Consider the following 24,432-nt stretch of genomic DNA (forward strand, 5'->3'; position numbering starts at 1 on the left):
TGTCTCATAGACGCGGTCCGCTCCCCGGTGGGGGTGCACACCCACCCCCCCCACACCGCAAGCCGGCGGGTCTGGTCGTCCTCCCCCCCCCCCCCCCCCCCACTCCTCTTTGTGCCGTGTTTTCGCCGTGTGTTGTGACGCGTGTTGCGACGCCTGTTGTGGGGCGTGTTGTGGCGCGTGTTGTGAGGAAGGCCTCAGCGGCGGCTCCGCCCGCGGCAGTTCGGGCCGTGGTTCGGGCGGTGGTCCGCCGGACCGGCATCGGCTGTACCGTCTGCTCGCAATTGATTCGCCATTGATTCGACGTGGCTTGTGCGGGGGAGGCGGTCCCGGTGGCCGATGCCGGTGTGGGTGTGACGGGCGTGCTGGAAGCGGACGGGGCGGGGGCGGCCGGGCGCCGGCTGCCGCGGGTACGTGGCTTCGGTCACTGGCCCCCGCAGGGCTCGCCCAAGCAGGAGGGCAAGGCGCTCCGGGAGAGCGTGCCGCGCACCGCGCACCGCACTCTCGACCTGGACTCCTCCCGCCCGGACGCGGTGCGCGCGGTCGAGGAGTCCAACGCCGGCCGGATCCCGGAACTCACCCCGATCCGGGTGGGCCGGATGGCCGCCACCCCGTTCGCCTTCCTGCGCGGCTCGGCCGGGCTCATGGCCCACGACCTGGCCCGCACCCCGACGACCGGGATCGGCACCCAGATCTGCGGGGACGCCCACGCGGCCAACTTCGGCCTGTACGGCGATGCGCGCGGGGGCCTGGTCATCGACCTGAACGACTTCGACGAGACCGTGCACGGACCCTGGGAGTGGGACCTCAAGCGGCTCGCGGCCTCGCTCGTACTGGCCGGGCGGGAAGCCGGCGCCGACGAGGACACCTGCCGCGCGGCGGCCCGGGACGCGGCCGGCGCCTACCGCCGCACCATGCGGCTGCTGGCCCGGCTGCCGGTGCTGGACGCCTGGAACGCCATCGCCGACGAGGAACTCGTCTCCCACGCCGACGCCCATGACCTGCTCGGCACCCTCCAGCGGGTCTCGGAGAAGGCGCGGGCCAACACCAGCGGCCGGTTCGCGGCGAAGGCGACCGAGGCGGCCGCGGACGGCGGACGCCGTTTCGTCGACGCCCCGCCGGTGCTGCGCCGGATCCCGGACGCCGAGGCCGCGGCGGTCGCCGCCGCCCTGGAGCCGTACGTCGACACCCTCGGCGAGGACCGGCGCCCGCTGCTCGCCCGGCACGCGGTGCACGACGTGGCCTTCCGCGTGGTCGGCACCGGCAGTGTCGGCACCCGGTCGTACGTCGTCCTGCTCCTGGACCACCGCGAGCAGCCGCTGGTCCTCCAGGTGAAGGAGGCCCGCCCCTCGGCCCTGCTGCCGCATCTGGCCACGGCCGGCTTCGCGACGGCGCCGGTGGCGCACGAGGGCCGCCGGGTGGTCCTGGGGCAGCGGCGGATGCAGGTCGTGAGCGACCTCCTGCTGGGCTGGACGAGCGTGGCGGGGCGCCCCTTCCAGGTGCGCCAGTTCCGCAACCGCAAGGGCAGCGTCGACCCGGCCGCGCTCGCCGCCGACCAGGTCGACGACTACGGCCGGATGACCGGCGCGCTCCTGGCCCGCGCCCACTCCCACAGCGCCGACCCGCGCCTGATCGCCGGCTACTGCGGAAAGAACGAGGAGCTGGACGAGGCGATGGCCGACTTCGCCGTCGCCTACGCCGACCGCACGGAGGCCGACCACGCCGAGCTGGTCGCAGGGATACGGAACGGCCGGATCGCGGCCGAGCTGGGGGTGTGAGAAGGGGCGAGCAGGACTGCCCGGGGAGAGGGCGCGGGGAGAGGGCTGGGGGAGAGGGCTTGGGGAGGGTGCTCGGGAGACAGGGGCCGGGGTCTGGTGGGGCGCCCGGCGCCCGGCGCCCGGGCCGGGGGGCGGGCGCAGCGGCTACGCTGGGCGGGTGACGACCCCGGAAGCCGACCAGTCCCAGGCCCCGCGGCCCGAGGAACGGCTCGAGAAGGCCGTACGGGCCGCCGAGCAGGCCTTGATCGAGTACGAGATCGCCGTCGAGACGTTCCGGGTCGAGGTGGAGAACTTCTCCCGGCTGCACGAGCAGCGACTCGGCCCGCTCTACTCCCGTATCGAGGAGCTGGACGCCGAGATCGCCGAGGCGAAGGCCGCCCGTACCGGCGATCCGGAGGACCTCCGCCGCGCCGAGGAAGCCCGCGCCCGGGTGCTGCCCATCCCCGGTGTCGAGGAGCTGCTGCACGGCTGGATGGACGGCCACGGGCTGTTCCCGGAAGCCGCCGCCATGCTCACCGATCAGGCGGTACGGCCGCCCGAGCGGGTGCGGCCCAGCGAGGAGGCCCGCAAGCTCTACCGCGAGCTGGCCCGCAAGGCCCACCCCGACCTGGCGCAGGAGGAGGACGAGCGGCAGCGGCGTGAGGACTTCCTCACCCGCGTCAACGCCGCCTATGCCCGCGGCGACGTCACGCTGCTGGAGGAGCTGGCCGCGGAGTGGGCGGCCGGCCCGGTGCCGCCCGAGCGGCGTCCGAGTCCCGCCGAGGAGCTGTACGCCCGCCTCGAATGGCTCGCCGAGCGCAAGGAACTGCTCACCCTCGTCGCCCGGGAACTGGAGGACGGCGCGATCGCCGGCATGCTCCGGCTCGCCCCGGACGACCCCGACGGCCTGCTCGACGAGATCGGCGAGCGGCTGCGCGCCGACATCGCCCAGCGGGAGGCGGAACTGGCGGCCCTGCTCGCGCAGGACTGAGCCGCCGCGGCCTTCGGGTAGCGTCGGAGGCATGAATTTCGGAGCTGGTGTGCCCACGGTCGAGGTCACGGACCTCAAGGACGGCGACTTCCTGCTGGACGTCCGCGAGGACGACGAGTGGCAGGCGGGCCACGCCGAGGGGGCCCTGCACATTCCCCTCAGCGACTTCGTGGCCCGGTACGGCGAGCTGACCGAGGCCGCCCCGCAGGACGGCCGCGTCCATGTCATCTGCCGCTCCGGCGGCCGCTCCGCCCAGGTCACCATGTACCTGGTGCAGCAGGGTCTCGACGCCGTGAACGTCGACGGCGGCATGCAGGTCTGGCAGGCCGCGGGCCGCCCGGTGATCACGGACGAGGGCAACCCGGGTCACGTCCTGTAGATCTCGACTCCGACCCGATCGCGCCGGTCCGGTGTGGTTCGGTTTGGTCCGGTCCGGTGCCGGAGTGCGTGGCTGTCAGCCCAGCGGGTGGGCGGCCAGCAGGTCCCCCAGCCGCTCCTCGTACGCCGCCGCGGGGCCCAGCGCCAGCTCCAGGTGCTTGGCCCAGGCGTGGTAGCGGTGCAGCGGGTAGTCGGTGTCCGCGCCGAACCCGCCGTGCAGATGCTGTGCCGTCTGCACCACCCGGCGCACGCCCTCCGCCGCCCAGATCTTCGCCACGGCGACGTCCCCGGCGGCGGGCAGCGCCCCCGGCGCCCCCGAGGCGATCCGCCACGCCGCCTGCCAGAGCGTGGCCTCCATGGCACGCAGGTCGATGTACCGGTCCGCGGCCTGGACGGCCACCGCCTGGAAGGTGGCGAGCGGATACCCGAACTGCTCGCGCTTTCCGGTGTACTCGCTGGTCATCCGCAGCACCCGCTCACCCAGCCCCAGCGCCAGCGCGCAGACGCCGGTGGCGAGAAGCGCGTGCAGCCACTCCCACGCCCCCTCGGCCTCGATGACCTCCCCCGCGCCGATCCGGGCGGAGGTGAGCCGTAGCTCGGCCAGCCGCTCCCCGCTGGTGGACACCTGCTCGGCGAGGGACACCCCGTCCCCCTCGCGCGGCACGAGCGCCAGCACGGTCCGCCCCGCCCCCGCCCCCGCCTCGCCGAGGTGTGCCGGTACGACGACGAGGTCCGCGTCGTACGCCCACGGCACCGCCGTCTGCACCCCGTCCAGCACCCATGCCGAGCCCTCCCGCCGCGCACCGATGGCGAGTTCGGCCGGCTCGTGGCCGGTACGGCCGTGCGCCGCGACGGTGAGCACCAGCTCGCCCCGCCCCGCCCGGGGCAGCAGTCGCTGAGCCAACTCCCGGCCGCCGTAGGCCTGTACGGCTGCGGCGGCCGCGCTGTGCTCCAGCAGCGGCACCCGCGCGAGGACCTTCGCCGCCTCGCGCAGCACCAGGCAGAGCGCGATGGCGTCCAGTCCGGCGCCCCCGTGCGCCTCGCCGAGCAACAGGCTCAGCAGGTCCGCGCCGGCGAGCCGGGACCACAGCTCCCGGTCGAAGCCCTCGGCCACGGCACCGGTGGTGAGGGCCGGGCTGGGCACCGCGTCCGGCGCGACCCCGGCGAACACCCCCCGCGCCGCCTCGGCCGCCGCCCGCTGTTCCTCGCTGAAGGTGAAGTCCACGGCCTGTCCTCCCGGCGGAAACCGTCATCCGATCCGTCCGACACAGCATCTGACGGCCCGTCAAGATAGAACAGGTTCTAGGAGAAGGGAACGGCGGAGGCGTCCCCACCTCTGGCAGTCAGCCGCGCGGCGTGAGATCGTCCGCAGGTGACCGACGCGGGTGGGGCACCGACCTCGAGACGACCGGACGACCGCGCTGCGTCCGCCCTGCGCTTCGCGGCGGAACTCGTCGCGTGGGTGGCCACCCCCTGGGCCCTGGCCGGCTACTCGGTCCTGCTCGCCGCCCTGTCCGTGCTGGTCCTGATCGGCCTTCCGACGCTGTTCTCCACCCCGGGGGACAAGGCCAATGTGATCATCGCGGTGCCGGGCTGGGCCACGATCCTGCTGGTGCTGCTCCAACTCGTCGCGGCCGTGGTCTCCTCGTGGCTGGCCTGGCCCGCCTGGGCAGCGGTCCCGGTGACCCTGTTGGTCGCCGCCACCCTCGTCACGGAGCGTCGACGCTGGCGGTGGCTGCTTTCCGCGAACCGACTCGCCGACTGAAGCGCTCGGTCACAGGCGGGGGCGGGGCGGGGGTGAGGCGGGGCGTCTCCGTCAGCGGTCGAAGTCCAGCTCCACCTCCTCGGTCAGCGGATGCGACTGGCACGCCAGGACATAGCCGGCCTCCGTCTCCTCCTTCTCCAGCGCGAAGTTGCGGTCCATCCGGACCTCGCCCGAGACCACGAAGGCCCGGCAGGTCCCGCAGACCCCGCCCTTGCAGGCGTAGGGCGCGTCCGGGCGGTTGCGCAGCACCGTCTCCAGCAGGGACTCGCCGTCCCGCACCGGCCAGGAGCCGCCGCGTCCGTCGAGCCGGGCGGTGACGGTGCTGTGCGCGGGGGCCTGGGCGGTGGCCGCCTGGGGCGAGCCCGCGTCCACATGGAAGATCTCCTGATGGACCCGGGAGCCGTCCACGCCCAGCGTGCGCAGTGCCCGCTCCGCGCCCTGCACCAGCCCGTACGGCCCGCACAGGAACCAGCCCGCGACCTGCTCGGCCGGCAGCAGCGCGGGCAGCAGCCCGGTCAGCCGGTCCTCGTCCAGCCGCCCGGACGGCAGGCCCGCCTGCTGCTCCTCCCGGGAGAGCACGGTCACCAGCTGGAACCGCTCCGGGTAGCGGTCCTTCAGATCGGCGACCTCTTCCAGGAACATCGTCGAGGCGGCCGTGCGGTCGCTCCGTATCAGGCAGAACCGGGCCTCGGGCTCCCGGGCCAGCAGGGTGGAGACGATGGACAGGACCGGTGTGATGCCGCTGCCGCCGACGATCGCCGCGTACAGCCCCGGGGCCGGTTCCAGGGTGAAGCGGCCGGCCGGGGTCATCACCTCCAGCTCGTCCCCGACGGCGATCTCCTTCAGCGCGTAGGTGGAGAACGCCCCGCCCTCGACCAGCCGCACCCCGACCTGGAGGGTGTCCGGTCCCGGCCCGGCCGGGTCGGGCGCCGGGGAGCAGATCGAGTAGGTGCGCCGGATCTCGGTGCCGTCGGCCTGCCGGCGCAGTGCGAGATGCTGTCCGGGTGCGTGCCGGTACTCCTCGCGCAGTCCGGGCGGGACGGCGAAGGTGAGGGCGACGGAGTCGTCGGTGAGCCGGTCGACCGCGGCCACCGGGAGCGGGTGGAAGCGGGCCATCACAACTCCTTGAAGTGGTCGAACGGTTCCCGGCAAGACAGGCACCGGCGCAGCGCCTTGCAGGCGGTGGAGGAGAACCGGCTCAGCAGCTCGGTCTCGGCCGCACCGCAGTGCGGGCAGTGGACGGGCTCGGTGTCCGCCTCGAGCGTGCGTGTGGGGCCGAGGGCCAGCGGCACCGGGCCGGCGGCGCTGCGCACGCGGGGCGGAGCGATGCCGAACTCCCGCAGCTTGCGGCGCCCTTCCTCGCTGATGTCGTCGGTCGACCACGCGGGGCTGAGCACCTTGCGCACGGTGACCTCGCGCATGCCGTGCTGGTGGAGGACCCGTTCGATGTCGAGGGTCATCGTCTCCACGGCCGGGCAGCCGGTGTAGGTCGGGGTCAGCTCGACCTCGACCGCGTCGGGGCCGCTGATGTGCACCGCGCGCACCACGCCCAGCTCCTGGAGCGTGAGCACGGGCAGCTCGGGGTCGGGCACCGAGCCGGCCAGCTCCAGCAGCTCCGCCTCCAGGGCGGTGGCGGTCACCATGACGCCCCCGGGTGGCTGCGGTGCAGGTGCTGCATCTCGGCGAGCATCCGGCCGAAGGGTTCGGTGTGCAGGCCCTGCCGGCCGGCCCCGGCCGACCAGGCGCCGGTGCGCGGTCCCTCCGGGACGGTCAGGGTGGCCCGGCCGAGCACCTCGGTCACCGACTCCAGCCAGCGGGACTCCAGGGCCGGCCAGTCGACGGCCAGGCCCTCCACCGGCTGGAACATCTCCCCGGTGAACCGCCACAGCGCGTCGCAGGCGCGCTGCATCCGCTCCTGGCTGGTGGCCGTGCCGTCGCCCAGCCGCAGCGTCCACTGCTCGGCGTGGTCGCGGTGGTAGGCGACCTCCTTCACCGCCTTCGCCGCGAGCGGGGCGAACGGGCCGTCCCCTGCGGCGAGTTCGGCGAAGAGCAGATGCTGGTAGGTGGAGAAGTACAGCTGGCGGGCGATGGTGTGGGCGAAGTCGCCGTTCGGCTGCTCGACCAGCTGGAGGTTGCGGAAGGCCCGCTCCTCGCGGAGGTAGGCCAGTTCGTCCTCGTCGCCCACCATGGACAGCAGCACCCGGGCCTGGCCGAGCAGGTCCAGGGCGATGTTGGCCAGGGCGACCTCCTCCTCCAGCACCGGGGCGTGTCCGGCCCACTCCCCGAGGCGGTGGGAGAGCACCAGGGCGTCGTCACCGAGCGCGAGCGCGGCGCCCACCGGGAGGGTGGCGGAACCGGTGGCGGGGTCGGCCGCGGGCTCGGGCGGGGTGCCGGGCTCGGGCGGGGTGCCGGTGGCGGGTCCGGTGGCGGTCACAGGTGCTTCACCCCTTCCGGGATCTCGTAGAAGGTCGGGTGCCGGTAGGGCTTGTCGGCGGCCGGCTCGAAGAACGGGTCCTTCTCGTCCGGGGAGGACGCGGTGATCGCGGTGGCCGGGACCACCCAGATCGACACGCCCTCGCCGCGCCGGGTGTACAGATCGCGGGCGTTGCGCAGGGCCAGCTCGGCGTCGGGGGCGTGCAGGCTGCCGGCGTGGGTGTGGGACAGGCCGCGCCGGGAACGCACGAAGACCTCCCACAGGGGCCAGTCGGTGGTGCTGCTCATGCTCGCGCTGCTCCTGTCTCGTGTGCCGCCCCGGCGGGGGCGCCGGTGTGCTTGGCCGCGTGGGCCGCGGCGGCCTCCCGGACCCACGCGCCCTCGTCGTGCGCGCGCCGGCGCTGGGTGATCCGCTGGTCGTTGCACGGGCCGTTGCCCTTGAGGACGTCCCAGAACTCGGTCCAGTCGATCGGGCCGAAGTCGTGGTGCCCGCGCTCCTCGTTCCACCGCAGCTCCGGGTCGGGGAGGGTGAGGCCGAGGGACTCCGCCTGGGGGACGCAGATGTCGACGAAGCGCTGGCGCAGCTCGTCGTTGGAGTGGCGCTTGATCTTCCACTCCATCGACTGCGCCGAGTGCTGGGACTCGTCGTCGGGCGGGCCGAACATCATCAGCGAGGGCCACCACCAGCGGTCCACCGCGTCCTGTGCCATCGCGTGCTGCTCCGGGGTGCCCTTGCTCAGGGCCAGCAGCAGCTCGTAGCCCTGGCGCTGGTGGAAGGACTCCTCCTTGCAGATCCGCACCATGGCGCGCGCGTACGGGCCGTACGAGCAGCGGCACAGGGGGACCTGGTTGGTGATCGCGGCGCCGTCCACCAGCCAGCCGATCGCGCCGACGTCCGCCCAGGTCAGCGTCGGGTAGTTGAAGATCGAGGAGTACTTCTGGCGGCCGCTGTGCAGCTTGTCGAGCAGCTCCTCGCGGCTGACGCCGAGGGTCTCGGCCGCGCTGTACAGATACAGGCCGTGGCCGGCCTCGTCCTGGACCTTGGCCATCAGGATGGCCTTGCGGCGCAGGGAGGGGGCGCGGGTGATCCAGTTCGCCTCCGGCTGCATGCCGATGATCTCGGAGTGGGCGTGCTGGGCAATCTGCCTGACCAGGGTCGAGCGGTAGGCGTCGGGCATCCAGTCGCGCGGTTCGATGCGCTCGTCGGCGGCCACGGCCGCGTCGAAGGCGTGCTGGTACTCCGTCGTGTCGACGGTGGCGTCCGGTGCGCCGTCCGGTTCCGGGCCGGCCGTGCGCTGCGCGGCGGCTGCTGTGGCCATGCGGTCCCCCTGACCTCGGGCTCTGTGATTGATTCCGTCCCGACCGATCGTTCGGTCCGTGCGCATCCATGGTGTGCCGGGCCGCCGCGGGGTGTCAACCGCTGTGGAAAACTCCCCGCGCCACCTGTGGACAACCCGGCGGATCAGCGCGCCGGGCAGGTGGGGACAGGTGGCGCCGGCCGACCGGCGGCGGCCTTTCGTGGTGAGCGCCACGGCCCTCGGTTGTACCCGGGGCTGCGCCCGCGGCCCGGGGCTGAGTACCGTTCCGTGCTAGTGCCGGGCAAAGAGAGGTGCTCGTGACACATGCGGTGCCCAGGGTGCGGCCGTGTCACCCGCTCAGCCGAAGCGCCGGCCCGGACATCGAGCTGACCACTGACCGAAACGGGGGACGGGGCGCAATGGACGCGTACGACGAGGACTCGGGGCCCCCGGACACCCCGGCCCAGCAGCCCGGAGGGGGCGCTCCGGTGCCGGACGAGGTTCCGGTGCCGGATCCGGCGCAGCCGTCCCCGCCGCCCACCGGTGTCGCCGCTCTCTCCCCCCGCTACCAGGTCGCGGCGGCGCTGGCGCTCGCGGTGGTCGCGGTCGCCGCCGGGGTGCATCTGCTGATGGTGTTCCTCAGCGTCGCCCCCGCGAACGCGGTGACCAAGCAGCACGGCACGATGGTGGAGGACTGGGTCTACCCGGAGTTCGAGCAGAACTGGAAGCTTTTCGCGCCGAACCCGCTCCAGCAGAACATCGCCGTCCAGGTGCGCGCCGAGGTGCAGATGAAGGACGGCAGTGTGCGGACCACCGGCTGGATCGACCTGTCCGCGCAGGACGGGGCGGCAATCGACGGCAACCTGTTGCCCAGCCACACCCAGCAGAACGAGGTCCGTCGTGCCTGGGACTTCCTCGTCGCCACGCACACCAACGACAACCGCCCGGTCGGCATGCGCGGCTCGCTGTCCGAGCAGTACGTGCGCCGGATCGTGGTGATGCGGCTCTACCGGACCGATCCGACCAGCCGTGACGGTGTCATCCAGCGGGTGCAGGTCCGTTCCGTCACCACCAATGTGCAGCCACCGAAGTGGAGCCATGAACAGGTGCCCGACAAGCCGGTCTACCGCGTGCTGCCGTGGTGGACGGTGGCCGCCGACGAGGCCGCCGGAGGTGTGCGGTGAACCGGTTCTCCCTGACCCTCTCGCGGGGGATCGCCAAGGTCACCGGGGAGGCGCTCGCGCCGTACCAGAGCGCCGTGATCCGTATCGGCTTCGCCGGGACCTGGCTGCTGTTCCTGCTCCGCGAGTACCCGCACCGCCAGGAGCTGTACGGGCCCGCCGGCCCCTGGGGCTGGAACCTCGCCAAGCAGCTGACCACCGACAACCACGCCTTCACGGCCCTGCTGTGGTCCGACGGGCAGCTCTGGTTCGAGTGCTTCTACGTGCTGGCGATCCTGGCCAGCGCGGCCCTGCTGCTCGGCTGGCGCACCCGGACCGCGTCGGTGCTGTTCATGGTGGGCGTGCTGTCGCTCCAGAACCGCAGTGTCTTCGTGGGCGACGGCGGCGACAACGTGCTGCACCTGATGTCCTTCTACCTGGTGTTCACCCGCTGCGGTCGGCTGTGGTCGCTGGACGCCCGGCGGGCGGCACGCGAGGCGGCGGCACGGGAGCGGGGCGAGCGGGTGCCCGCCGACTGGACGGGCCCCGCGCTGTGGACGGTGCTCGGACTGGCCCTGGTCACGGTGACGGCGACCGGCCGGTTCGACAACGGCTGGCTGGTCCCCGCGCTGCTGTGGACGGCGTGGGCCGGGCTCGGCCTGTGGTGGGCGGTCGGACGCCGGGCGGCGACGTCGCCGCATCCGCAGATCCTGCTGGACGTGATCGCGAACGTGCTGCACAACGGCGCCATGTTCGTGATCGCGGCGGAGGCGTGCCTGATCTACGCCACGGCCGGTTGGTACAAGATCCAGGGCTCGCGCTGGCAGGACGGCACCGCCGTCTACTACCCGCTGCACCTGGACTACTTCACGCCCTGGCCCGGTCTCGCCGATCTGATGTCGGCCAGCGGCATCATGATGACGATCGCGGCCTACGGCACGGTCATGGTGCAGGTCGCCTTCCCGTTCACGGTGTTCAACCGGCGGGTCAAGAACGTCCTGCTGGTGCTGATGATGGCCGAGCACGCGGTGATCGCGGTCGTCCTCGGCCTGCCGTTCTTCTCCCTGGCGATGATCACCGCGGACGCGGTCTTCCTGCCGACGTCCTTCCTGCGCCGAATCCAGGCGCTGGCGCTGCGCGCGCGGGGGCGGTTCGCCGGGCAGGGTGACGGCGCGGTGCCCGCGCCGCGCTCCGAAGCGAGCCCCGAAACGGGCTCCGGGACGAGCCCCGGTGCGAGCCCCGAGGAGAGCGCCCCCGGCGCCGTAGGGTTCACCGCATGACCGACCCGCTGATCCGCTGGCGCGAGCACGCCGGTGCCGCCGTGCTGCTGGACGGCTTCCACGCCCTGAAGCACGCGCTGCGCTTCGGTGCCGAGGTGCCGGTCGCGGTCGCCACCGACCGGGGGGCCGCACTCGCGCTCGCCGCCGAGCTGGCCGAGGACGTGCGGGACACGCTGGACGCGCTGCTTACCGAGGTGTCCGCGCAGACGTACGCCTCGCTCGTCCCGCGCCCGCATCCGACCGGGGTCGCCGCCCTCGCCGTACGACCGTCCCGCGAGGCCGGACTGCGGACGCTCGCCCGCACGCCCCGCACCGCGCCGGTCGTGGTCCTGGACAACCCGCGCAACCTCGGCAACGCGGGCGCCGTGATCCGGCTGGCCGCCGGGTTCGGGGCGACCGGGGTGGTCACCACGGGCACGCTCGACCCCTGGCACCCCACGGTGGTGCGCGGCGGCGCGGGACTGCACTTCGCGACCGTGGTGGAGCGGCTCGGCGTCGAGGAGCTGCCCGCGGGGCCGCTGTTCGCCCTGGACCCCGAGGGCCAGGACATCCGCGGCACCGCGCTGCCCGACGACGCCGTCCTGGCGTTCGGCTCGGAGCGCAGCGGGCTCTCGGCCGAGCTGCGCGCGCGTGCCGACCATCTGCTGCGGCTGCCGATGCGCCCCCAGGTCTCCAGCTACAACCTCGCCACCAGCGTGGCGATGACGCTGTACCACTGGAGCCTCACCGGGGGCGCACCCCCGGCTTCCTAGCCCGGGGGTTCTTCGGCCCTCCCGTCAGCCCTCGCGGCGGACCTCCACCACCCGGAACCGGTTGGCCACGAAGGCGCCGTCGCACAGTGCGGCGTTGGCCGCCGGGTTGCCGCCCGAGCCGTGGAAGTCGGAGAAGGCGGCGGTCTGGTTGACGTACACCCCGCCGGTGAGGTTGAGGGACAGCTGGGCGGCCTCCTCCAGGCAGACCTCCTCGATCGCCCGCTCCACCTCGGCGTCGATGGTGTAGGCGCCGACCGTCATCGCGCCCTTCTCGCGGACCGTGCGCCGCAGCAGCTCCACCGCGTCGGTCACCGAGTCGACCGCGACGGCGAAGGAGACGGGGCCGAAGCACTCGCTCATGTAGGCGGCCTGGTCGTCCGGCTTGGCGCCGTCCAGCTTGACGATGACGGGCGTGCGGACGACGGCGTCCGGGAACTCCGGGTTGCTGATCTCGCGGGAGGCGAGGGCGACCTCGCCGAGACCGGCCGCGGCCTCCAGGCGGGCCTTGACGTCCGGGTTGACGATGGCGCCCAGCAGGGCGTTCGCGCGGGCGTCGTCGCCGAGCAGGCCGTCGACCGCGCGGGCGAGGTCGGCGGCGACCTCGTCGAAGGTCTTGGGGCCCTCGTCGGTACGGATGCCGTCCCGGGGGATGAGCAGGTTCTGCGGGGTGGTGCACATCTGGCCGCTGTACAGGGACAGCGAGAACGCCAGGTTGGACAGCATGCCCTTGTAGTCGCCGGTGGAGTGCACGATCACCGTGTTGACGCCGGCCTTCTCCGTGTAGACCTGCGCCTGGCGGGCGTGGGTCTCCAGCCAGTCGCCGAAGGCCGTCGAGCCGGTGTAGTCGATGATCCTGATCTCGGGGCGGGTGGCGAGGGTCTTGGCGATGCCCTCTCCCGGGCGCTCGGCCGCCAGCGCCACCAGGTTGGGGTCGAAGCCCGCCTCGGTGAGCACCTCCCGGGCCACCTGCACGGTCAGCGCGAGCGGCAGCACCGCGCGCGGGTGCGGCTTGACCAGGACGGCGTTGCCGGTCGCGAGGGAGGCGAACAGGCCCGGGTAGCCGTTCCACGTCGGGAAGGTGTTGCAGCCGATGACCAGGCCGATGCCGCGCGGGACCGGCGTGAAGTCCTTGGTGAGGACCAGCGGGTCCCGCTTGCCCTGCGGCTTGCTCCACTCCGCCGTGCCCGGCGTGCGGACCTGCTCCGCGTACGCGTACGCCACCGCTTCCAGGCCGCGGTCCTGGGCGTGCGGGCCGCCCGCCTGGAACGCCATCATGAACGCCTGGCCGCTGGTGTGCATGACGGCGTGCGCGAACTCGTGGGTGCGGTCGCTGATCCGCTTGAGGATCTCCAGGCAGACCACGGCCCGGACCTCCGCGCCCGCGTCCCGCCAGGCCCCCTGGCCCGCCTTCATCGCGGGCAGCAGCACGTCCAGGTCCGCGTGCGGGTAGGTGACGCCCAGCTCGATGCCGTACGGCGAGACCTCGCCGCCCACCCAGTCGTCGGTGCCCGGCTGACCGAGGTCGACACGGGTGCCCAGCAGGGCGTCGAAGGCGGCCTTGCCCGCGGCGGCGTCCAGGCTGCCGTGCTCGCCGTACGCCTTCGGGTGCTCGGGATGCGGGGACCAGTACGCCCGCGTGCGGATCGCTTCCAGGGCCTGGTCGAGAGTGGGCCGGTGCTTCGCGATCAGCTCGGGCGCGGTCGGTTCGGCGGCCATGAGGGACCAACTCCTCGTCTGGGGGAACTCTTCGTCGAGTTCATGACCTGGGCAGAAACAGGGGCGGGAACAGCCGGTCAGAGCTAGAGTAACCGAACGATCGGTCGGGACAAGGGGGCCTGCCGCATCTGTGGAAAACCCCGTGCGGGAGGATCGCGCACATGACAGCACTCGACCTCAACAGCCCCGTCGCCGTCGTCGGCACCGGCACCATGGGCCAGGGCATCGCCCAGGTCGCGCTGGTCGCCGGCCACCCCGTGCGGCTCTACGACGCCGTCGCCGGGCGGGCCCGGGAGGCGGCCGAAGCCATCGGCGCCCGCCTCGACCGGCTCGCGGCCAAGGGCCGGCTCGGCGACGCCGAGCGGGACGCGGCCCGCGCCCGGCTGACGCCGGTGGACGACCTGTCCGGACTGGCCGACTGCGCGCTGGTCGTCGAGGCCGTGCTGGAGCGGCTGGACATCAAGCAGCAGCTCTTCCGCGAGCTGGAGGAGATCGTCGCCGAGGACTGTCTGCTCGCCACCAACACCTCCTCCCTGTCCGTGACGGCCATCGGCGGCGCCCTGCGCCGGCCCGGCCGCTTCGTGGGTCTGCACTTCTTCAACCCGGCCCCGCTGCTCCCGCTGGTCGAGGTCGTCTCCGGCTTCGCCACCGACGTCACCTCGGCCACCCGCGCGTACGAGACCGCCCGCGCCTGGGGCAAGACCCCGGTGGCCTGCGCGGACACGCCCGGCTTCATCGTCAACCGCATCGCCCGGCCGTTCTACGCCGAGGCGTTCGCCGTCTACGAGGCGCAGGCCGCCGACCCGGCCACCATCGACGCGGTGCTGCGCGAGTGCGGCGGCTTCAGGATGGGCGCCTTCGAACTGACCGACCTGATCGGCCAGGACGTCAACGAGTCCGTCACCCACTCGGTGTGGCAGTCCTTCTTCCAGGACGTGCGCTTCACCCCGTCCCTGGCCCAGCGCCGGCTCGTGGAGTCCGGCCGGCTCGGCCGCAAGAGCGGACACGGCTGGTACGACTACGCCGACGGTGCCGAGCGGCCCGAGCCGCACACCGCCGACAAGGAGCAGCCGCCCGCGTACGTCGTCGCCGAGGGCGATCTCGGCCCCGCGCGCGAGGTGCTCACGCTGGTCCGGGAGGCGGGCATCCAGGTCCGCGAGGAGGACGAGGACAACGGCACCCGTCTGGTGCTGCCCAGCGGCGGCCAGCTGGTGCTGGCCGACGGCCAGACCTCCGTGGAGTTCCGCGACGTCGTCTACTTCGACCTCGCGCTGGACTACCGCACGGCCACCCGCATCGCCCTGTCCACCTGCCAGGACACCTCGCCCCGCACCCTCGCCGAGGCCGTCGGGCTGTTCCAGGCGCTCGGCAAGGACGTCAGCGTCATCGGGGACGTCCCCGGCATGATCGTCGCCCGTACGGTCGCCCGGATCATCGACCTCGCGCACGACGCGGTCGCCAAGGGCGTGGCCACCGAGGAGGACATCGACACCGCCATGCGGCTGGGGGTCAACTACCCGCTCGGCCCCTTCGAGTGGGACCGCCGGCTCGGCCGCGAGTTCGCCTTCGAGGTCCTGGACGAGATGCACGAGCGCGACCCCTCCGGGCGCTACGCGCCCTCCCTCGCGCTCTACCGCCACGCATGCGCGGCCGAGAACCGGGAGGGCACGGAATGACCACCCCCAAGCGCGACACCTACACACCCGAGACGCTGCTCTCCGTCGCCGTCCAGGTGTTCAACCAGCGCGGCTACGACGGCACGTCGATGGAGCATCTGTCCAAGGCGGCGGGCATCTCCAAGTCGTCGATCTACCACCACGTCAGCGGCAAGGAAGAGCTGCTGCGGCGGGCCGTCAGCCGCGCCCTGGACGGCCTGTTCGGCATCCTGGGCGAGGAGCACGCACGCGTGGGGCGGCCCGTCGACCGGCTGGAGCACGTCGTACGGCGCATGGTCGAGGTGCTCATAGCCGAGCTGCCCTATGTGACGCTGCTGCTGCGCGTGCGCGGCAACACCGCCACCGAGCGGTGGGCGCTGGATCGCCGCCGGGACTTCGACCACCAGGTCGCCGAACTGCTGAAGGCGGCCGCAGCCGACGGCGACGTACGCGACGACGTGGAGGGGCGGCTCGCCACCCGACTCGTCTTCGGCATGATCAACTCCATCGTGGAGTGGTACCGGCCGGAGGCGCGGGGCGCCAGCGGCCGGGAGGTGGCCGACGCGGTCGTCCGACTGGTCTTCACCGGCCTGAAGCAGGACTGATTCCCCGGCCTGGAGCGGGGCTGGTTCGCCGGCTTGGAGCGGGGCCGAGGGCGGGCTGAGCCGGTCTCGGGTCCGGCTCAGGAATCCGGCTCCAGGTCCTCCTCCTCGAACACCAGCAGGGTGCGGGTGCTCAGCACCTCCGGGATCGCCTGGAGCCGGGTGAGCACCAGCTCGCGCAGCGCCCGGTTGTCGGGTGTGTGCACCAGGAGCAGCACGTCGAAGTCGCCGCCCATGAGGGCGATGTGCGAGGCGCCGGGCAGCTGCCGCAGCTGCTCGCGGACCGTGCGCCAGCTGTTCTGCACGATCTTGAGCGTGATGTACGCCGAGGTGCCGTGTCCGGCGCGTTCGTGGTCCACGCGCGCGCTGAACCCGCGGATCACGCCGTCCTCGACGAGCCGGTTGATCCGCGCGTAGGCGTTGGCGCGCGAGACGTGGACGCGTTCGGCGACGGACCGTATCGAGGCACGGCCGTCCGCCTGGAGGATCTTCAGGATGTCCTGATCGATGGCGTCCAGCGGGCGCGGCGGCGGCAGCACGCCGCCCTCCTGGGACACGTCCCGGGCCGCGTCGTACGGCGCGTCGGCCATTTGTTCAGGTGCCATGTCCCCCCGCTTCATCGCTGTGGACGTCCTGCGTTCATTCCAGGCTGTGGAGAACCGTTTGTCCACAGCCTGGCGGGGCCTGTAGCCAAAATGTGCCGTCGACCGAACAATCGGTAGGTGAGGCGGGTCACAGCCGACGCGCCTCCCGTAGCCGCTTCCACGAGGAGGTGCCGTCATGACGGTGATGGAGCAGCGGGGTGCCTACCGGCCCGCCCCGCCGCCCGCCTGGCAGCCCCGTATGGACCCCGCGCCACTGCTGCCCGACGCCGAGCCCTACCGCGTCCTCGGCACCGAGGCGGCCGCCAAGGCCGACCCGGGGCTGCTGCGCCGCCTTCACGCCCAACTCGTGCGCGGCCGCCGCTACAACACGCAGGCCACCGCGCTCACCAAGCAGGGCCGCCTCGCCGTCTACCCCTCCAGCACCGGCCAGGAGGCCTGTGAGGTGGCCGCCGCGTTGGCCCTCGAGGAGCGCGACTGGCTCTTTCCCAGCTACCGGGACACCCTCGCCGTCGTCGCCCGGGGCGTGGACCCCGTCGAGGCCCTCACCCTGCTGCGCGGCGACTGGCACAGCGGCTACGACCCCTACGCCCACCGCGTCGCCCCGCTCAGCACCCCGCTGGCCACCCAGCTGCCGCACGCCGTCGGTCTGGCGCACGCGGCCCGCCTCAAGGGCGACGACGTCGTCGCGCTCGCCATGGTCGGGGACGGCGGCACCAGCGAGGGCGACTTCCACGAGGCGCTGAACTTCGCCGCCGTCTGGCAGGCACCGGTCGTCTTCCTGGTGCAGAACAACGGCTTCGCCATCTCGGTCCCGCTCGCCAAGCAGACCGCCGCGCCCTCCCTGGCGCACAAGGCCGTCGGCTACGGCATGCCGGGCCGACTGGTCGACGGCAACGACGCCATCGCCGTCCACGAGGTCCTCAGCGACGCCGTACGGCACGCGCGCGCGGGCGGCGGCCCCACCCTGGTCGAGGCGGTGACGTACCGCATCGACGCCCACACCAACGCCGACGACGCCACCCGCTACCGCGGTGACACCGAGGTCGAGGCATGGCGCGCCCATGACCCGATCGAGCTGCTGGAGGCCGAGCTGACCGCGCGCGGGCTGATCGACCAGGCCGGCATCGAGGCCGTCCGGCAGGAAGCCGAGACGATGGCCGCCTCCCTGCGTGACGGCATGAACCGGGACCCCGAGCTGAACCCCATGGACCTCTTCGACCACGTCTACGCCGAGACCACGGCCCAGCTGCGCGAGCAGCGCGCCCTGCTGCGCGCCGAGCTGGAGGCCGAGCAGGAGCAGCACGGCGCGCAGGAAGGCGGCGCCCGATGACCACCGTCGCCGTCAAGCCCGCCACCATGGCCCAGGCCCTCACCCGGGCGCTGCGCGACGCCATGGCCGCCGACCCCACCGTGCACGTCATGGGCGAGGACGTCGGCGCCCTCGGCGGTGTCTTCCGGGTCACCGACGGCCTCGCCAAGGAGTTCGGCGAGGACCGCTGCACCGACACCCCGCTCGCCGAGGCCGGCATCCTCGGCACCGCCGTCGGCATGGCCATGTACGGGCTGCGCCCGGTCGTGGAGATGCAGTTCGACGCCTTCGCCTACCCGGCGTTCGAGCAGCTGATCAGCCATGTCTCGCGGATGCGCAACCGCACGCGCGGCCGGATGCCGCTGCCGATCACCGTCCGCGTCCCCTACGGCGGCGGCATCGGCGGCGTCGAGCACCACAGCGACTCCTCCGAGGCCTACTACATGGCCACCCCGGGGCTGCACGTCGTCACGCCCGCGACCGTCGCCGACGCCTACGGCCTGCTGCGCCAGGCCATCGCCTCCGACGACCCGGTCGTCTTCCTCGAACCCAAGCGGCTGTACTGGTCCAAGGACTCCTGGAACCCCGAGCAGCCCACGGACGTCGAGCCCATCGGGCGGGCGGTCGTCCGCCGCGCCGGCCGCAGTGCCACCCTCATCACCTACGGCCCCTCGCTGCCGGTCTGCCTGGAGGCCGCCGAGGCCGCCCAGGCCGAGGGCTGGGACCTGGAGGTCGTCGACCTGCGCTCCCTGGTGCCGTTCGACGACGAGACGGTCTGCGCGTCCGTCCGGCGCACCGGCCGCGCGGTCGTCGTCCACGAGTCCACCGGGTTCGGCGGACCGGGCGGCGAGATCGCGGCCCGGATCACCGAGCGCTGCTTCCACCATCTGGAGGCGCCCGTGCTGCGCGTGGCCGGGTTCGACATCCCCTACCCGCCGCCCATGCTGGAGCGGCACCACCTGCCCGGCGTCGACCGCATCCTGGACGCCGTGGCCAGGCTCCAGTGGGAGGCCGAGGGCTGATGGCACAGGTGCTGGAGTTCAAGCTGCCCGACCTCGGCGAGGGTCTCACCGAGGCGGAGATCGTCCGCTGGCTGGTCCAGGTCGGCGACGTCGTCGCCATCGACCAGCCCGTGGTCGAGGTCGAGACGGCCAAGGCGATGGTCGAGGTGCCCTGCCCCTACGGCGGTGTGGTCACCGCCCGCTTCGGCGAGGAGGGCACCGAACTGCCCGTCGGCGCCCCGCTGCTGACCGTTGCCGTCGGCGAACCGTCGGCGGCCCCGGAGAGCTCGGGGAACGTCCTGGTCGGCTACGGCACCTCCGAGGCGCCGCCCCGGCGCCGCAGGGTCCGTACGGCCGCCACGGCGCCCGTCCCGGCGGAGCGCCCCGCGCCCGCCCCGGCCGCCGCCGCCCCCGCAGCGACCGCGGCCCCCGCTGCGCCCGGCCCCGCGCCCGTCATCTCCCCGCTGGTGCGCAGGCTCGCCCGGGACAACGGCCTGGACCTCAGGCAGCTGTCCGGTTCCGGCCCGGAGGGGCTCATCCTGCGCGCGGACGTCGAGGGCGCCCTGCGGGCCAGGGCCGCAGGCCCGGCGACGGCCCAGCCGCTCCACCAGGCCCCCGCCCCGGCGGAGCCCGGCCACGCCACAGCGGCCACGGTCCGGCCGACGCCCGTCGGTACCCCGCGGGACGGCGTCCGCGTGCCGCTCAAGGGCGTCCGCGGTGCCGTCGCCGACAAGCTGTCCCGCAGCCGCCGGGAGATCCCGGACGCGACCTGCTGGGTCGACGCCGACGCGACGGAACTCATGCGGGCGCGGGCCGCGATGAACGCCGCCGGAGGCACCAAGATCTCCCTGCTCGCGCTGCTCGCCCGGATCTGCACCGCCGCGCTGGCCCGGTTCCCCGAGCTGAACTCCACCGTGGACACCGAGGCCCGCGAGATCGTCCGGCTCGAACAGGTCCACCTCGGCTTCGCCGCGCAGACCGACCGCGGGCTGGTCGTGCCCGTCGTCCGGGACGCCCAGGCGCGCGACGCCGAGTCGCTGACCGCCGAGTTCGCCCGGCTCACCGAGGCGGCCCGCACCGGCACCCTGACACCCGGGGAACTCACCGGCGGGACCTTCACGTTGAACAACTACGGGGTGTTCGGCGTCGACGGCTCCACCCCGATCATCAACCACCCGGAGGCGGCCATGCTCGGCGTCGGCCGCATCGTCCCCAAGCCATGGGTGCACGAGGGCGAGCTGGCCGTGCGTCAGGTCGTACAGCTCTCGCTCACCTTCGACCACCGGGTGTGCGACGGCGGCACGGCGGGCGGCTTCCTCCGCTATGTCGCCGACTGCGTGGAACACCCGGCGGTGCTCCTGCGCACCCTGTGACGCACCGCCCCTGACGTCCGGGCCGCTGTCCGCCCTGTGAGGCACCGGCCCGGCCGCGGGAGCGCGCAGGACATACTCGGAGGGTGACCTACACCGCCCCCGCCACCCCCGCGGGCCCCGGCCCCGCGCCGTACGACGCCGTCGTGCTGGCCGGCGGGGCCGCCCGGCGGCTCGGCGGGGCCGACAAGCCGTCCGTCCGCGTCGGCGGCCGCGCGCTGCTCGACCGGGTGCTCGCGGCCTGCGCGGGCGCCGGTACGACCGTCGTCGTGGCCGCCCCCCGGCCCACCGCCCGCGCGGTGCGCTGGACGCGCGAGGAGCCGCCCGGCGCCGGCCCGGTCGCCGCGCTGGAGGCGGGCCTGCGGCACACCACGGCCGAGTACGCCGTCGTCCTCTCCGCCGACCTGCCCTTCCTCGCACCGGCCGTGCTGGAACGCCTGTTGACCGCGGTGCGGGACACCGGCGCCGACGGCGCGCTGCTCACCGACGCCGACGGCCGCGACCAGCCGCTCGTGGCCGCCTACCGCACCGCCGCCCTCCGCCGCGAGCTGACCGCCCTCGCCGCCGCGCCCGACGGCCTCACCGGGCTTCCCCTCCGCCGGCTGACCGGCGCCCTCCGCCTCACCCGCGTCCCGGACCCGCTCGCGTCCTTCGACTGCGACACCTGGGACGACATCGTCAACGCCAGGGCACGCATCAGGGAGCATGGGCACGTGTTGGATGAATGGATCTCCGCAGTCAAGGACGAGCTGGGCATCGACCTGGACGTCGACACCGGCGTCCTGCTCGACCTGGCCCGGGACGCCGCACACGGCGTCGCCCGGCCCGCCGCCCCGCTGACCACCTTCCTCGTCGGCTACGCCGCCGCCCGCGCCGAGGGCGGCCCCGAGGCCGTGGCCGAGGCCGCCCGCAAGGCCACCGCGCTGGCCCTGCGGTGGGAAGCGGAGAGCAGCGGGGGCACCGGCGCCCCGGACGCCGGATGACCGCCCCCGGAACCCGCGCCGGGGAGAGCGACGACCTCGACGTCGAGGAGGCCCTGGCACTCGTGAGGGAAGCCGGCAAGGACCCCGACCACGACCCCGGCAGGAACCCCGGCGCGGAGACCGGCAGGGAACCCGGCGCCGGCGACGCCGGGCACGTCCCGGCCCCGGCAGCCCCCGCACCCGACCGGCGCGCGGCCGCACGGCACCGGGCCACGCCCTGGCCCGAGGCCCGCGAGACCGCTGCCCGGGCCGCCCGCACCCGGGCCCGCCGCGCCCCCGTCTCCGTGCCGCTCGGCGACGCGCTCGGCCTGGTCCTGGCCGCCCCGCTCGACGCGCTCACCGACCTGCCCTCCTTCGACACCTCCGCCATGGACGGCTGGGCGGTCGCCGGGCCCGGCCCCTGGCAGGTACGGGACGAAGGGGTGCTCGCCGGACACGCCCAGCCCGCGCCGCTCACGGACGGAGAGGCCGTGCGGATCGCCACCGGCGCCCGCATCCCCGCCGACACCACCGGCGTCCTGCGCACCGAGCACGGCCGCACCGACGCCCAGGGACGGCTGCACCCCACCCGGGAGATGGTCCACGGCCAGGACATCCGCCCGCGCGGCCAGGAGTGCCGCAGTGGTGACCAGTTGCTGCCCGCCGGCACCCTGGTCACCCCTGCCGTCCTGGGCCTCGCCGCGGCGGCCGGCTACGATACGGTCGCCGCCGTCCCGCGCCCCCGCGTCGACGTCCTCGTCCTCGGCGACGAGTTGCTGACCGAGGGACTGCCGCACGACGGGCTGATCCGGGACGCGCTCGGCCCGATGCTGCCGCCCTGGCTGCGTGCGCTCGGCGCCGAGGTGTCCGCGGTGCGCCGCATCGGTGACGACGCCCGGGCGCTCCTCAAGGCGGTCACCGGCTCCACCGCCGACCTGATCGTCACCACCGGCGGCACCGCCGCCGGACCCGTCGACCACGTCCACCCCACCCTGGAACGCATCGGCGCCGAACTCCTCGTCGACGGCGTCAAGGTGCGCCCCGGCCACCCCATGCTGCTCGCCCGCACCAAGGACGACCAGCACCTCGTGGGCCTGCCCGGCAACCCCCTCGCGGCCGTCTCCGGCCTGCTGACCCTCGCCGAGCCGCTGCTGCGGACCCTGGCCGCCCACCCGGCCCCCGAGCCGTACACATTGCCGCTGAGGGAGGCGGTGCAGGGCCACCCGTACGACACCCGGCTCATCCCGGTGACGCTGCGCGGCGACCGCGCCGTACCGCTGCACTACAACGGCCCCGCCATGCTCCGGGGCATCGCCGCCGCCGACGCGCTGGCCGTCGTACCGCCCGGCGGAGCACGGCAGGGTGCGGAGACGGAACTGCTGGACCTGCCCTGGGCGACCGGCGGAATCGGGGTGTGTTTCACGTGAAACAACCCGGCCATCACGCCATCGCCCATGGCGCGGTGTGTTTCACGTGAAACGACCGGGCCATGAGGCCATCCCCCCGACGCGCCCGGCACCCGGGTGACCTCGGACACCCGCCCCGCGCGAGACGGGTGACAAGCCCGGCGGCGGAGTAGCGTCACGGACATGTATGCGATCACGATTCCCGAATTCGGCGATCCTGACGTGCTGGTGTGGGAAGAGGTTCCCGATCCGGTGCCCGGCGAGGGCGAGGTGCTGGTCGAGGTGGCGGCCAGCGCCGTCAACCGCGCCGACATCATGCAGCGCCAGGGCTTCTACAACCCGCCGCCCGGCGCCTCCTCCTACCCCGGCCTGGAGTGCTCCGGCACCATCGCCGCACTCGGCCCCGGGGTGTCCGGCTGGGCCGTGGGCGACACGGTGTGCGCGCTGCTCGCGGGCGGCGGCTACGCCCAGAAGGTCGCCGTACCGGCCGGGCAGCTGCTGCCCGTGCCCGAGGGCGTCGGCCTGAAGCAGGCCGCCGCACTGCCCGAAGTGGTCTGCACCGTCTGGTCCAACGTGTTCATGGTCTCCCATCTGCGGCCCGGAGAGACCCTGCTGGTGCACGGCGGCTCCAGCGGCATCGGGACCATGGCGATCCAGCTCGCGAAGGCCGTCGGCGCCAAGGTCGCGGTGACCGCCGGTACCAAGGAGAAGCTGGAGCGCTGCGCCGAGCTGGGCGCGGACATCCTCGTCAACTACCGGGAGCAGGACTTCGTCGAGGAGATCCGGCAGGCCACGGGCGGGGCGGGTGCCGATGTCATCCTCGACAACATGGGCGCCAAGTACCTGGACCGCAACATCCAGGCGCTCGCCGTCAACGGCCGGCTCTCGATCATCGGGCTCCAGGGCGGGGTCAAGGGCGAGCTGAATCTCGGCATGCTGCTCGGCAAGCGGGCCGCGATCAGCGCGACGTCGCTGCGGGCGCGGCCGCTGGACGAGAAGGCGGCGATCGTGGCGGCGGTGCGGGAGCATGTGTGGCCGCTGGTCGAGGCCGGGCACGTCCGGGCGGTCGTGGACCGTGAGCTGCCGATGGACCAGGCGGCGGAGGCACACCGGGTGGTGGAGGCCAGCGGCCATATCGGCAAGGTGCTGCTGGTCGCGCCGTAGTCACGTCCGGGTGAGGGTCGGGCCGTGGCCGTGGTCGCAGGCGCGTCTCAGCTCTTGCGCAGCCGCAGGCCCAGGAACGCGAGGCCGAGGCCCAGGCCGATGAAGACCAGGCCGCTGCCCAGCGGAAGGATGTCCAGCACCGGCTCGCCGGCGTCCTGGCTCTGCTGGGCGGCGTTCTGGGTGGCGGCCGGCCGCAGCGGGGGACGCGCGGGGTCGAGGCCGGCCTCCTCCGGCGGCTGCGAGGCCGCCGGTGACTGTCCGGCGGGATCCGCGGTCTCCGGCTCCTCCGGTATGCCGGCGGGGTCGGGCGGCTGTGTGGGTACGTCGTCGTCGCCCTCCACCTCGGCGGCGGGCCCGTCCGGCCGGCCCGGACGCATCCGCCCCTGGCCCGCCAGGCTCCCCGCCCGGGACGGATCGGGGTCCGCGGGCCGGAACGAGGCGGACGCGGAGTCGGAGGGCATGACCACGGGCGACTCCTCGGCGGGAGCGGGCGGATCCTGGCCGGGGGCGTCCGTCGCGCCGGCCGATGCCACGGGAGCGTCCGGTGTGTCGTCGTGCGGCCGCCCGTGCTGCCGGGCGTCCTGCCGGACATGGCCGGGGGAGCCCGAGGCGGCCGGATGCCCGGAGCCGAAGAGGTGCGTGGGACCGGGCTCCGGGGCGTGTACGGGCGCGGCGCAGGCGGGGGTGGCGGTGTACGCCGCCAGGGTCGCCGTGAGGGCGAGCAGCAGCCGTACGCGGTGGAAGGTGAGTCGCTGCCTTGGAGTCACGTCGGTGACCTCCCGGAGCCCAGAGGCCGTAATCGATGGATAACGAGAGAACAAGCCTCACATT

24 protein-coding genes are annotated in these 24,432 nt (G+C 73.7%); 15 read left to right on the forward strand and 9 right to left on the reverse strand.

Annotation, left to right across the window (positions count from 1 at the left end):
- Window positions 1-329: 329 nt before the first annotated feature.
- The 3 genes from ACFVIU_RS09240 (at window position 330) to ACFVIU_RS09250 (ending at window position 3,124) form a co-directional block, all read left to right on the forward strand.
- Window positions 330-1,775: a DUF2252 domain-containing protein gene (locus ACFVIU_RS09240; RefSeq protein ID WP_385841595.1), complete on the forward strand. Its 1,446-nt coding sequence runs from the start codon at window positions 330-332 to the stop codon at window positions 1,773-1,775.
- A 157-nt stretch (window positions 1,776-1,932) separates the two neighbouring features.
- Window positions 1,933-2,745, forward strand: a complete 813-nt coding sequence (locus ACFVIU_RS09245) for a hypothetical protein (protein WP_385841596.1) — start codon at window positions 1,933-1,935, stop codon at window positions 2,743-2,745.
- A gap of 49 nt (window positions 2,746-2,794) precedes the next feature.
- Window positions 2,795-3,124, forward strand: coding sequence for a rhodanese-like domain-containing protein (locus tag ACFVIU_RS09250; RefSeq protein WP_385841808.1), 330 nt, complete (start codon window positions 2,795-2,797; stop codon window positions 3,122-3,124).
- Between the two features lie 75 nt (window positions 3,125-3,199).
- On the opposite strand, the gene ACFVIU_RS09255 is transcribed toward ACFVIU_RS09250, so the two are convergent.
- The gene (locus ACFVIU_RS09255; RefSeq protein ID WP_385841597.1) at window positions 3,200-4,348 is read right to left on the reverse strand and encodes an acyl-CoA dehydrogenase family protein; all 1,149 of its coding nucleotides are present in this window, start codon (window positions 4,346-4,348) and stop codon (window positions 3,200-3,202) included.
- 147 nt (window positions 4,349-4,495) lie between these two features.
- On the opposite strand from ACFVIU_RS09255, the gene ACFVIU_RS09260 reads away from it, so the two are divergent.
- Window positions 4,496-4,888 (forward strand): hypothetical protein, encoded by a 393-nt coding sequence (locus ACFVIU_RS09260; RefSeq protein ID WP_385841599.1) that lies wholly within the window; start codon window positions 4,496-4,498, stop codon window positions 4,886-4,888.
- Window positions 4,889-4,939: 51 nt separating this feature from the next.
- Here the strand turns inward: ACFVIU_RS09260 and ACFVIU_RS09265 are convergent, their stop codons facing one another.
- From ACFVIU_RS09265 to paaA, 5 genes are all read right to left on the reverse strand, one after another.
- Window positions 4,940-6,004 carry a 2Fe-2S iron-sulfur cluster-binding protein gene (locus tag ACFVIU_RS09265; RefSeq protein ID WP_385841600.1) on the reverse strand — a complete coding sequence of 355 codons (1,065 nt, stop codon included), beginning with the start codon at window positions 6,002-6,004 and terminating at the stop codon, window positions 4,940-4,942.
- Window positions 6,004-6,531 carry a 1,2-phenylacetyl-CoA epoxidase subunit PaaD gene (gene paaD / locus ACFVIU_RS09270; RefSeq protein WP_385841601.1) on the reverse strand — a complete coding sequence of 176 codons (528 nt, stop codon included), beginning with the start codon at window positions 6,529-6,531 and terminating at the stop codon, window positions 6,004-6,006. Before paaD ends, ACFVIU_RS09265 begins: the two co-directional genes overlap by 1 nt.
- Window positions 6,525-7,226: a 1,2-phenylacetyl-CoA epoxidase subunit PaaC gene (gene paaC, locus ACFVIU_RS09275; RefSeq protein ID WP_385841809.1), complete on the reverse strand. Its 702-nt coding sequence runs from the start codon at window positions 7,224-7,226 to the stop codon at window positions 6,525-6,527. The genes paaD and paaC overlap by 7 nt, the downstream gene beginning before the upstream one ends.
- Window positions 7,227-7,318: 92 nt before the next feature.
- A complete protein-coding gene (gene paaB, locus ACFVIU_RS09280) occupies window positions 7,319-7,609 on the reverse strand; it encodes a 1,2-phenylacetyl-CoA epoxidase subunit PaaB (protein ID WP_385841602.1) in 291 nt (96 codons plus the stop codon).
- The gene (gene paaA / locus ACFVIU_RS09285) at window positions 7,606-8,640 is read right to left on the reverse strand and encodes a 1,2-phenylacetyl-CoA epoxidase subunit PaaA (RefSeq protein WP_385841604.1); all 1,035 of its coding nucleotides are present in this window, start codon (window positions 8,638-8,640) and stop codon (window positions 7,606-7,608) included. Before paaA ends, paaB begins: the two co-directional genes overlap by 4 nt.
- A gap of 398 nt (window positions 8,641-9,038) precedes the next feature.
- Here paaA and ACFVIU_RS09290 point away from each other — a divergent pair, with 398 nt between their 5' ends.
- The 3 genes from ACFVIU_RS09290 to ACFVIU_RS09300 are packed head-to-tail and all read left to right on the forward strand — an operon-like array spanning window position 9,039 to window position 11,811.
- A complete protein-coding gene (locus ACFVIU_RS09290; protein ID WP_385841605.1) occupies window positions 9,039-9,803 on the forward strand; it encodes a DUF5819 family protein in 765 nt (254 codons plus the stop codon).
- Entirely contained in the window at window positions 9,800-11,059 is a 1,260-nt protein-coding gene (locus tag ACFVIU_RS09295; RefSeq protein ID WP_385841606.1) for an HTTM domain-containing protein, read from the forward strand. The genes ACFVIU_RS09290 and ACFVIU_RS09295 overlap by 4 nt, the downstream gene beginning before the upstream one ends.
- Window positions 11,056-11,811, forward strand: a complete 756-nt coding sequence (locus ACFVIU_RS09300) for a TrmH family RNA methyltransferase (protein ID WP_385841607.1) — start codon at window positions 11,056-11,058, stop codon at window positions 11,809-11,811. The genes ACFVIU_RS09295 and ACFVIU_RS09300 overlap by 4 nt, the downstream gene beginning before the upstream one ends.
- A 24-nt stretch (window positions 11,812-11,835) precedes the next feature.
- Here the strand turns inward: ACFVIU_RS09300 and paaN are convergent, their stop codons facing one another.
- Window positions 11,836-13,527 (reverse strand): phenylacetic acid degradation protein PaaN, encoded by a 1,692-nt coding sequence (paaN, locus tag ACFVIU_RS09305; RefSeq protein WP_385841608.1) that lies wholly within the window; start codon window positions 13,525-13,527, stop codon window positions 11,836-11,838.
- A 161-nt stretch (window positions 13,528-13,688) separates the two neighbouring features.
- On the opposite strand from paaN, the gene ACFVIU_RS09310 reads away from it, so the two are divergent.
- Together ACFVIU_RS09310 and ACFVIU_RS09315 are read left to right on the forward strand one after the other, a co-directional pair.
- Window positions 13,689-15,203 carry a 3-hydroxyacyl-CoA dehydrogenase gene (locus ACFVIU_RS09310; RefSeq protein ID WP_385841609.1) on the forward strand — a complete coding sequence of 505 codons (1,515 nt, stop codon included), beginning with the start codon at window positions 13,689-13,691 and terminating at the stop codon, window positions 15,201-15,203.
- Entirely contained in the window at window positions 15,200-15,787 is a 588-nt protein-coding gene (locus ACFVIU_RS09315) for a TetR/AcrR family transcriptional regulator (RefSeq protein WP_385841611.1), read from the forward strand. The genes ACFVIU_RS09310 and ACFVIU_RS09315 overlap by 4 nt, the downstream gene beginning before the upstream one ends.
- 77 nt (window positions 15,788-15,864) lie before the next feature.
- Here the strand turns inward: ACFVIU_RS09315 and ACFVIU_RS09320 are convergent, their stop codons facing one another.
- Complete coding sequence (locus ACFVIU_RS09320; RefSeq protein WP_385841612.1) at window positions 15,865-16,389, reverse strand: Lrp/AsnC family transcriptional regulator; 525 nt, start codon at window positions 16,387-16,389, stop codon at window positions 15,865-15,867.
- 175 nt (window positions 16,390-16,564) lie between these two features.
- Between ACFVIU_RS09320 and pdhA the strand changes: the two genes are divergently transcribed.
- The 6 genes from pdhA to ACFVIU_RS09350 all read left to right on the forward strand — a co-directional run bounded on the left by pdhA (window position 16,565) and on the right by ACFVIU_RS09350 (window position 23,601).
- On the forward strand, window positions 16,565-17,719 hold the full coding sequence (gene pdhA / locus ACFVIU_RS09325; RefSeq protein WP_385841613.1) for a pyruvate dehydrogenase (acetyl-transferring) E1 component subunit alpha: 1,155 nt from the start codon (window positions 16,565-16,567) through the stop codon (window positions 17,717-17,719).
- Complete coding sequence (locus ACFVIU_RS09330; protein WP_385841614.1) at window positions 17,716-18,720, forward strand: alpha-ketoacid dehydrogenase subunit beta; 1,005 nt, start codon at window positions 17,716-17,718, stop codon at window positions 18,718-18,720. The genes pdhA and ACFVIU_RS09330 overlap by 4 nt, the downstream gene beginning before the upstream one ends.
- The gene (locus ACFVIU_RS09335; protein ID WP_385841615.1) at window positions 18,720-20,072 is read left to right on the forward strand and encodes a dihydrolipoamide acetyltransferase family protein; all 1,353 of its coding nucleotides are present in this window, start codon (window positions 18,720-18,722) and stop codon (window positions 20,070-20,072) included. Before ACFVIU_RS09330 ends, ACFVIU_RS09335 begins: the two co-directional genes overlap by 1 nt.
- Before the next feature lie 83 nt (window positions 20,073-20,155).
- On the forward strand, window positions 20,156-21,052 hold the full coding sequence (locus ACFVIU_RS09340; protein ID WP_385841616.1) for an NTP transferase domain-containing protein: 897 nt from the start codon (window positions 20,156-20,158) through the stop codon (window positions 21,050-21,052).
- On the forward strand, window positions 21,049-22,458 hold the full coding sequence (locus tag ACFVIU_RS09345) for a molybdopterin molybdotransferase MoeA (RefSeq protein WP_385841618.1): 1,410 nt from the start codon (window positions 21,049-21,051) through the stop codon (window positions 22,456-22,458). The genes ACFVIU_RS09340 and ACFVIU_RS09345 overlap by 4 nt, the downstream gene beginning before the upstream one ends.
- A gap of 162 nt (window positions 22,459-22,620) precedes the next feature.
- Window positions 22,621-23,601: an NAD(P)H-quinone oxidoreductase gene (locus ACFVIU_RS09350; protein WP_385841619.1), complete on the forward strand. Its 981-nt coding sequence runs from the start codon at window positions 22,621-22,623 to the stop codon at window positions 23,599-23,601.
- 47 nt (window positions 23,602-23,648) lie between these two features.
- Here ACFVIU_RS09350 and ACFVIU_RS09355 read toward each other — a convergent pair whose 3' ends face one another.
- Window positions 23,649-24,368 carry a hypothetical protein gene (locus ACFVIU_RS09355; protein ID WP_385841620.1) on the reverse strand — a complete coding sequence of 240 codons (720 nt, stop codon included), beginning with the start codon at window positions 24,366-24,368 and terminating at the stop codon, window positions 23,649-23,651.
- Between the last annotated feature and the right edge of the window lie 64 nt (window positions 24,369-24,432).

It is taken from the genome of Streptomyces sp. NPDC127190 (genome assembly GCF_042672505.1).
Taxonomy (GTDB): domain Bacteria; phylum Actinomycetota; class Actinomycetes; order Streptomycetales; family Streptomycetaceae; genus Streptomyces.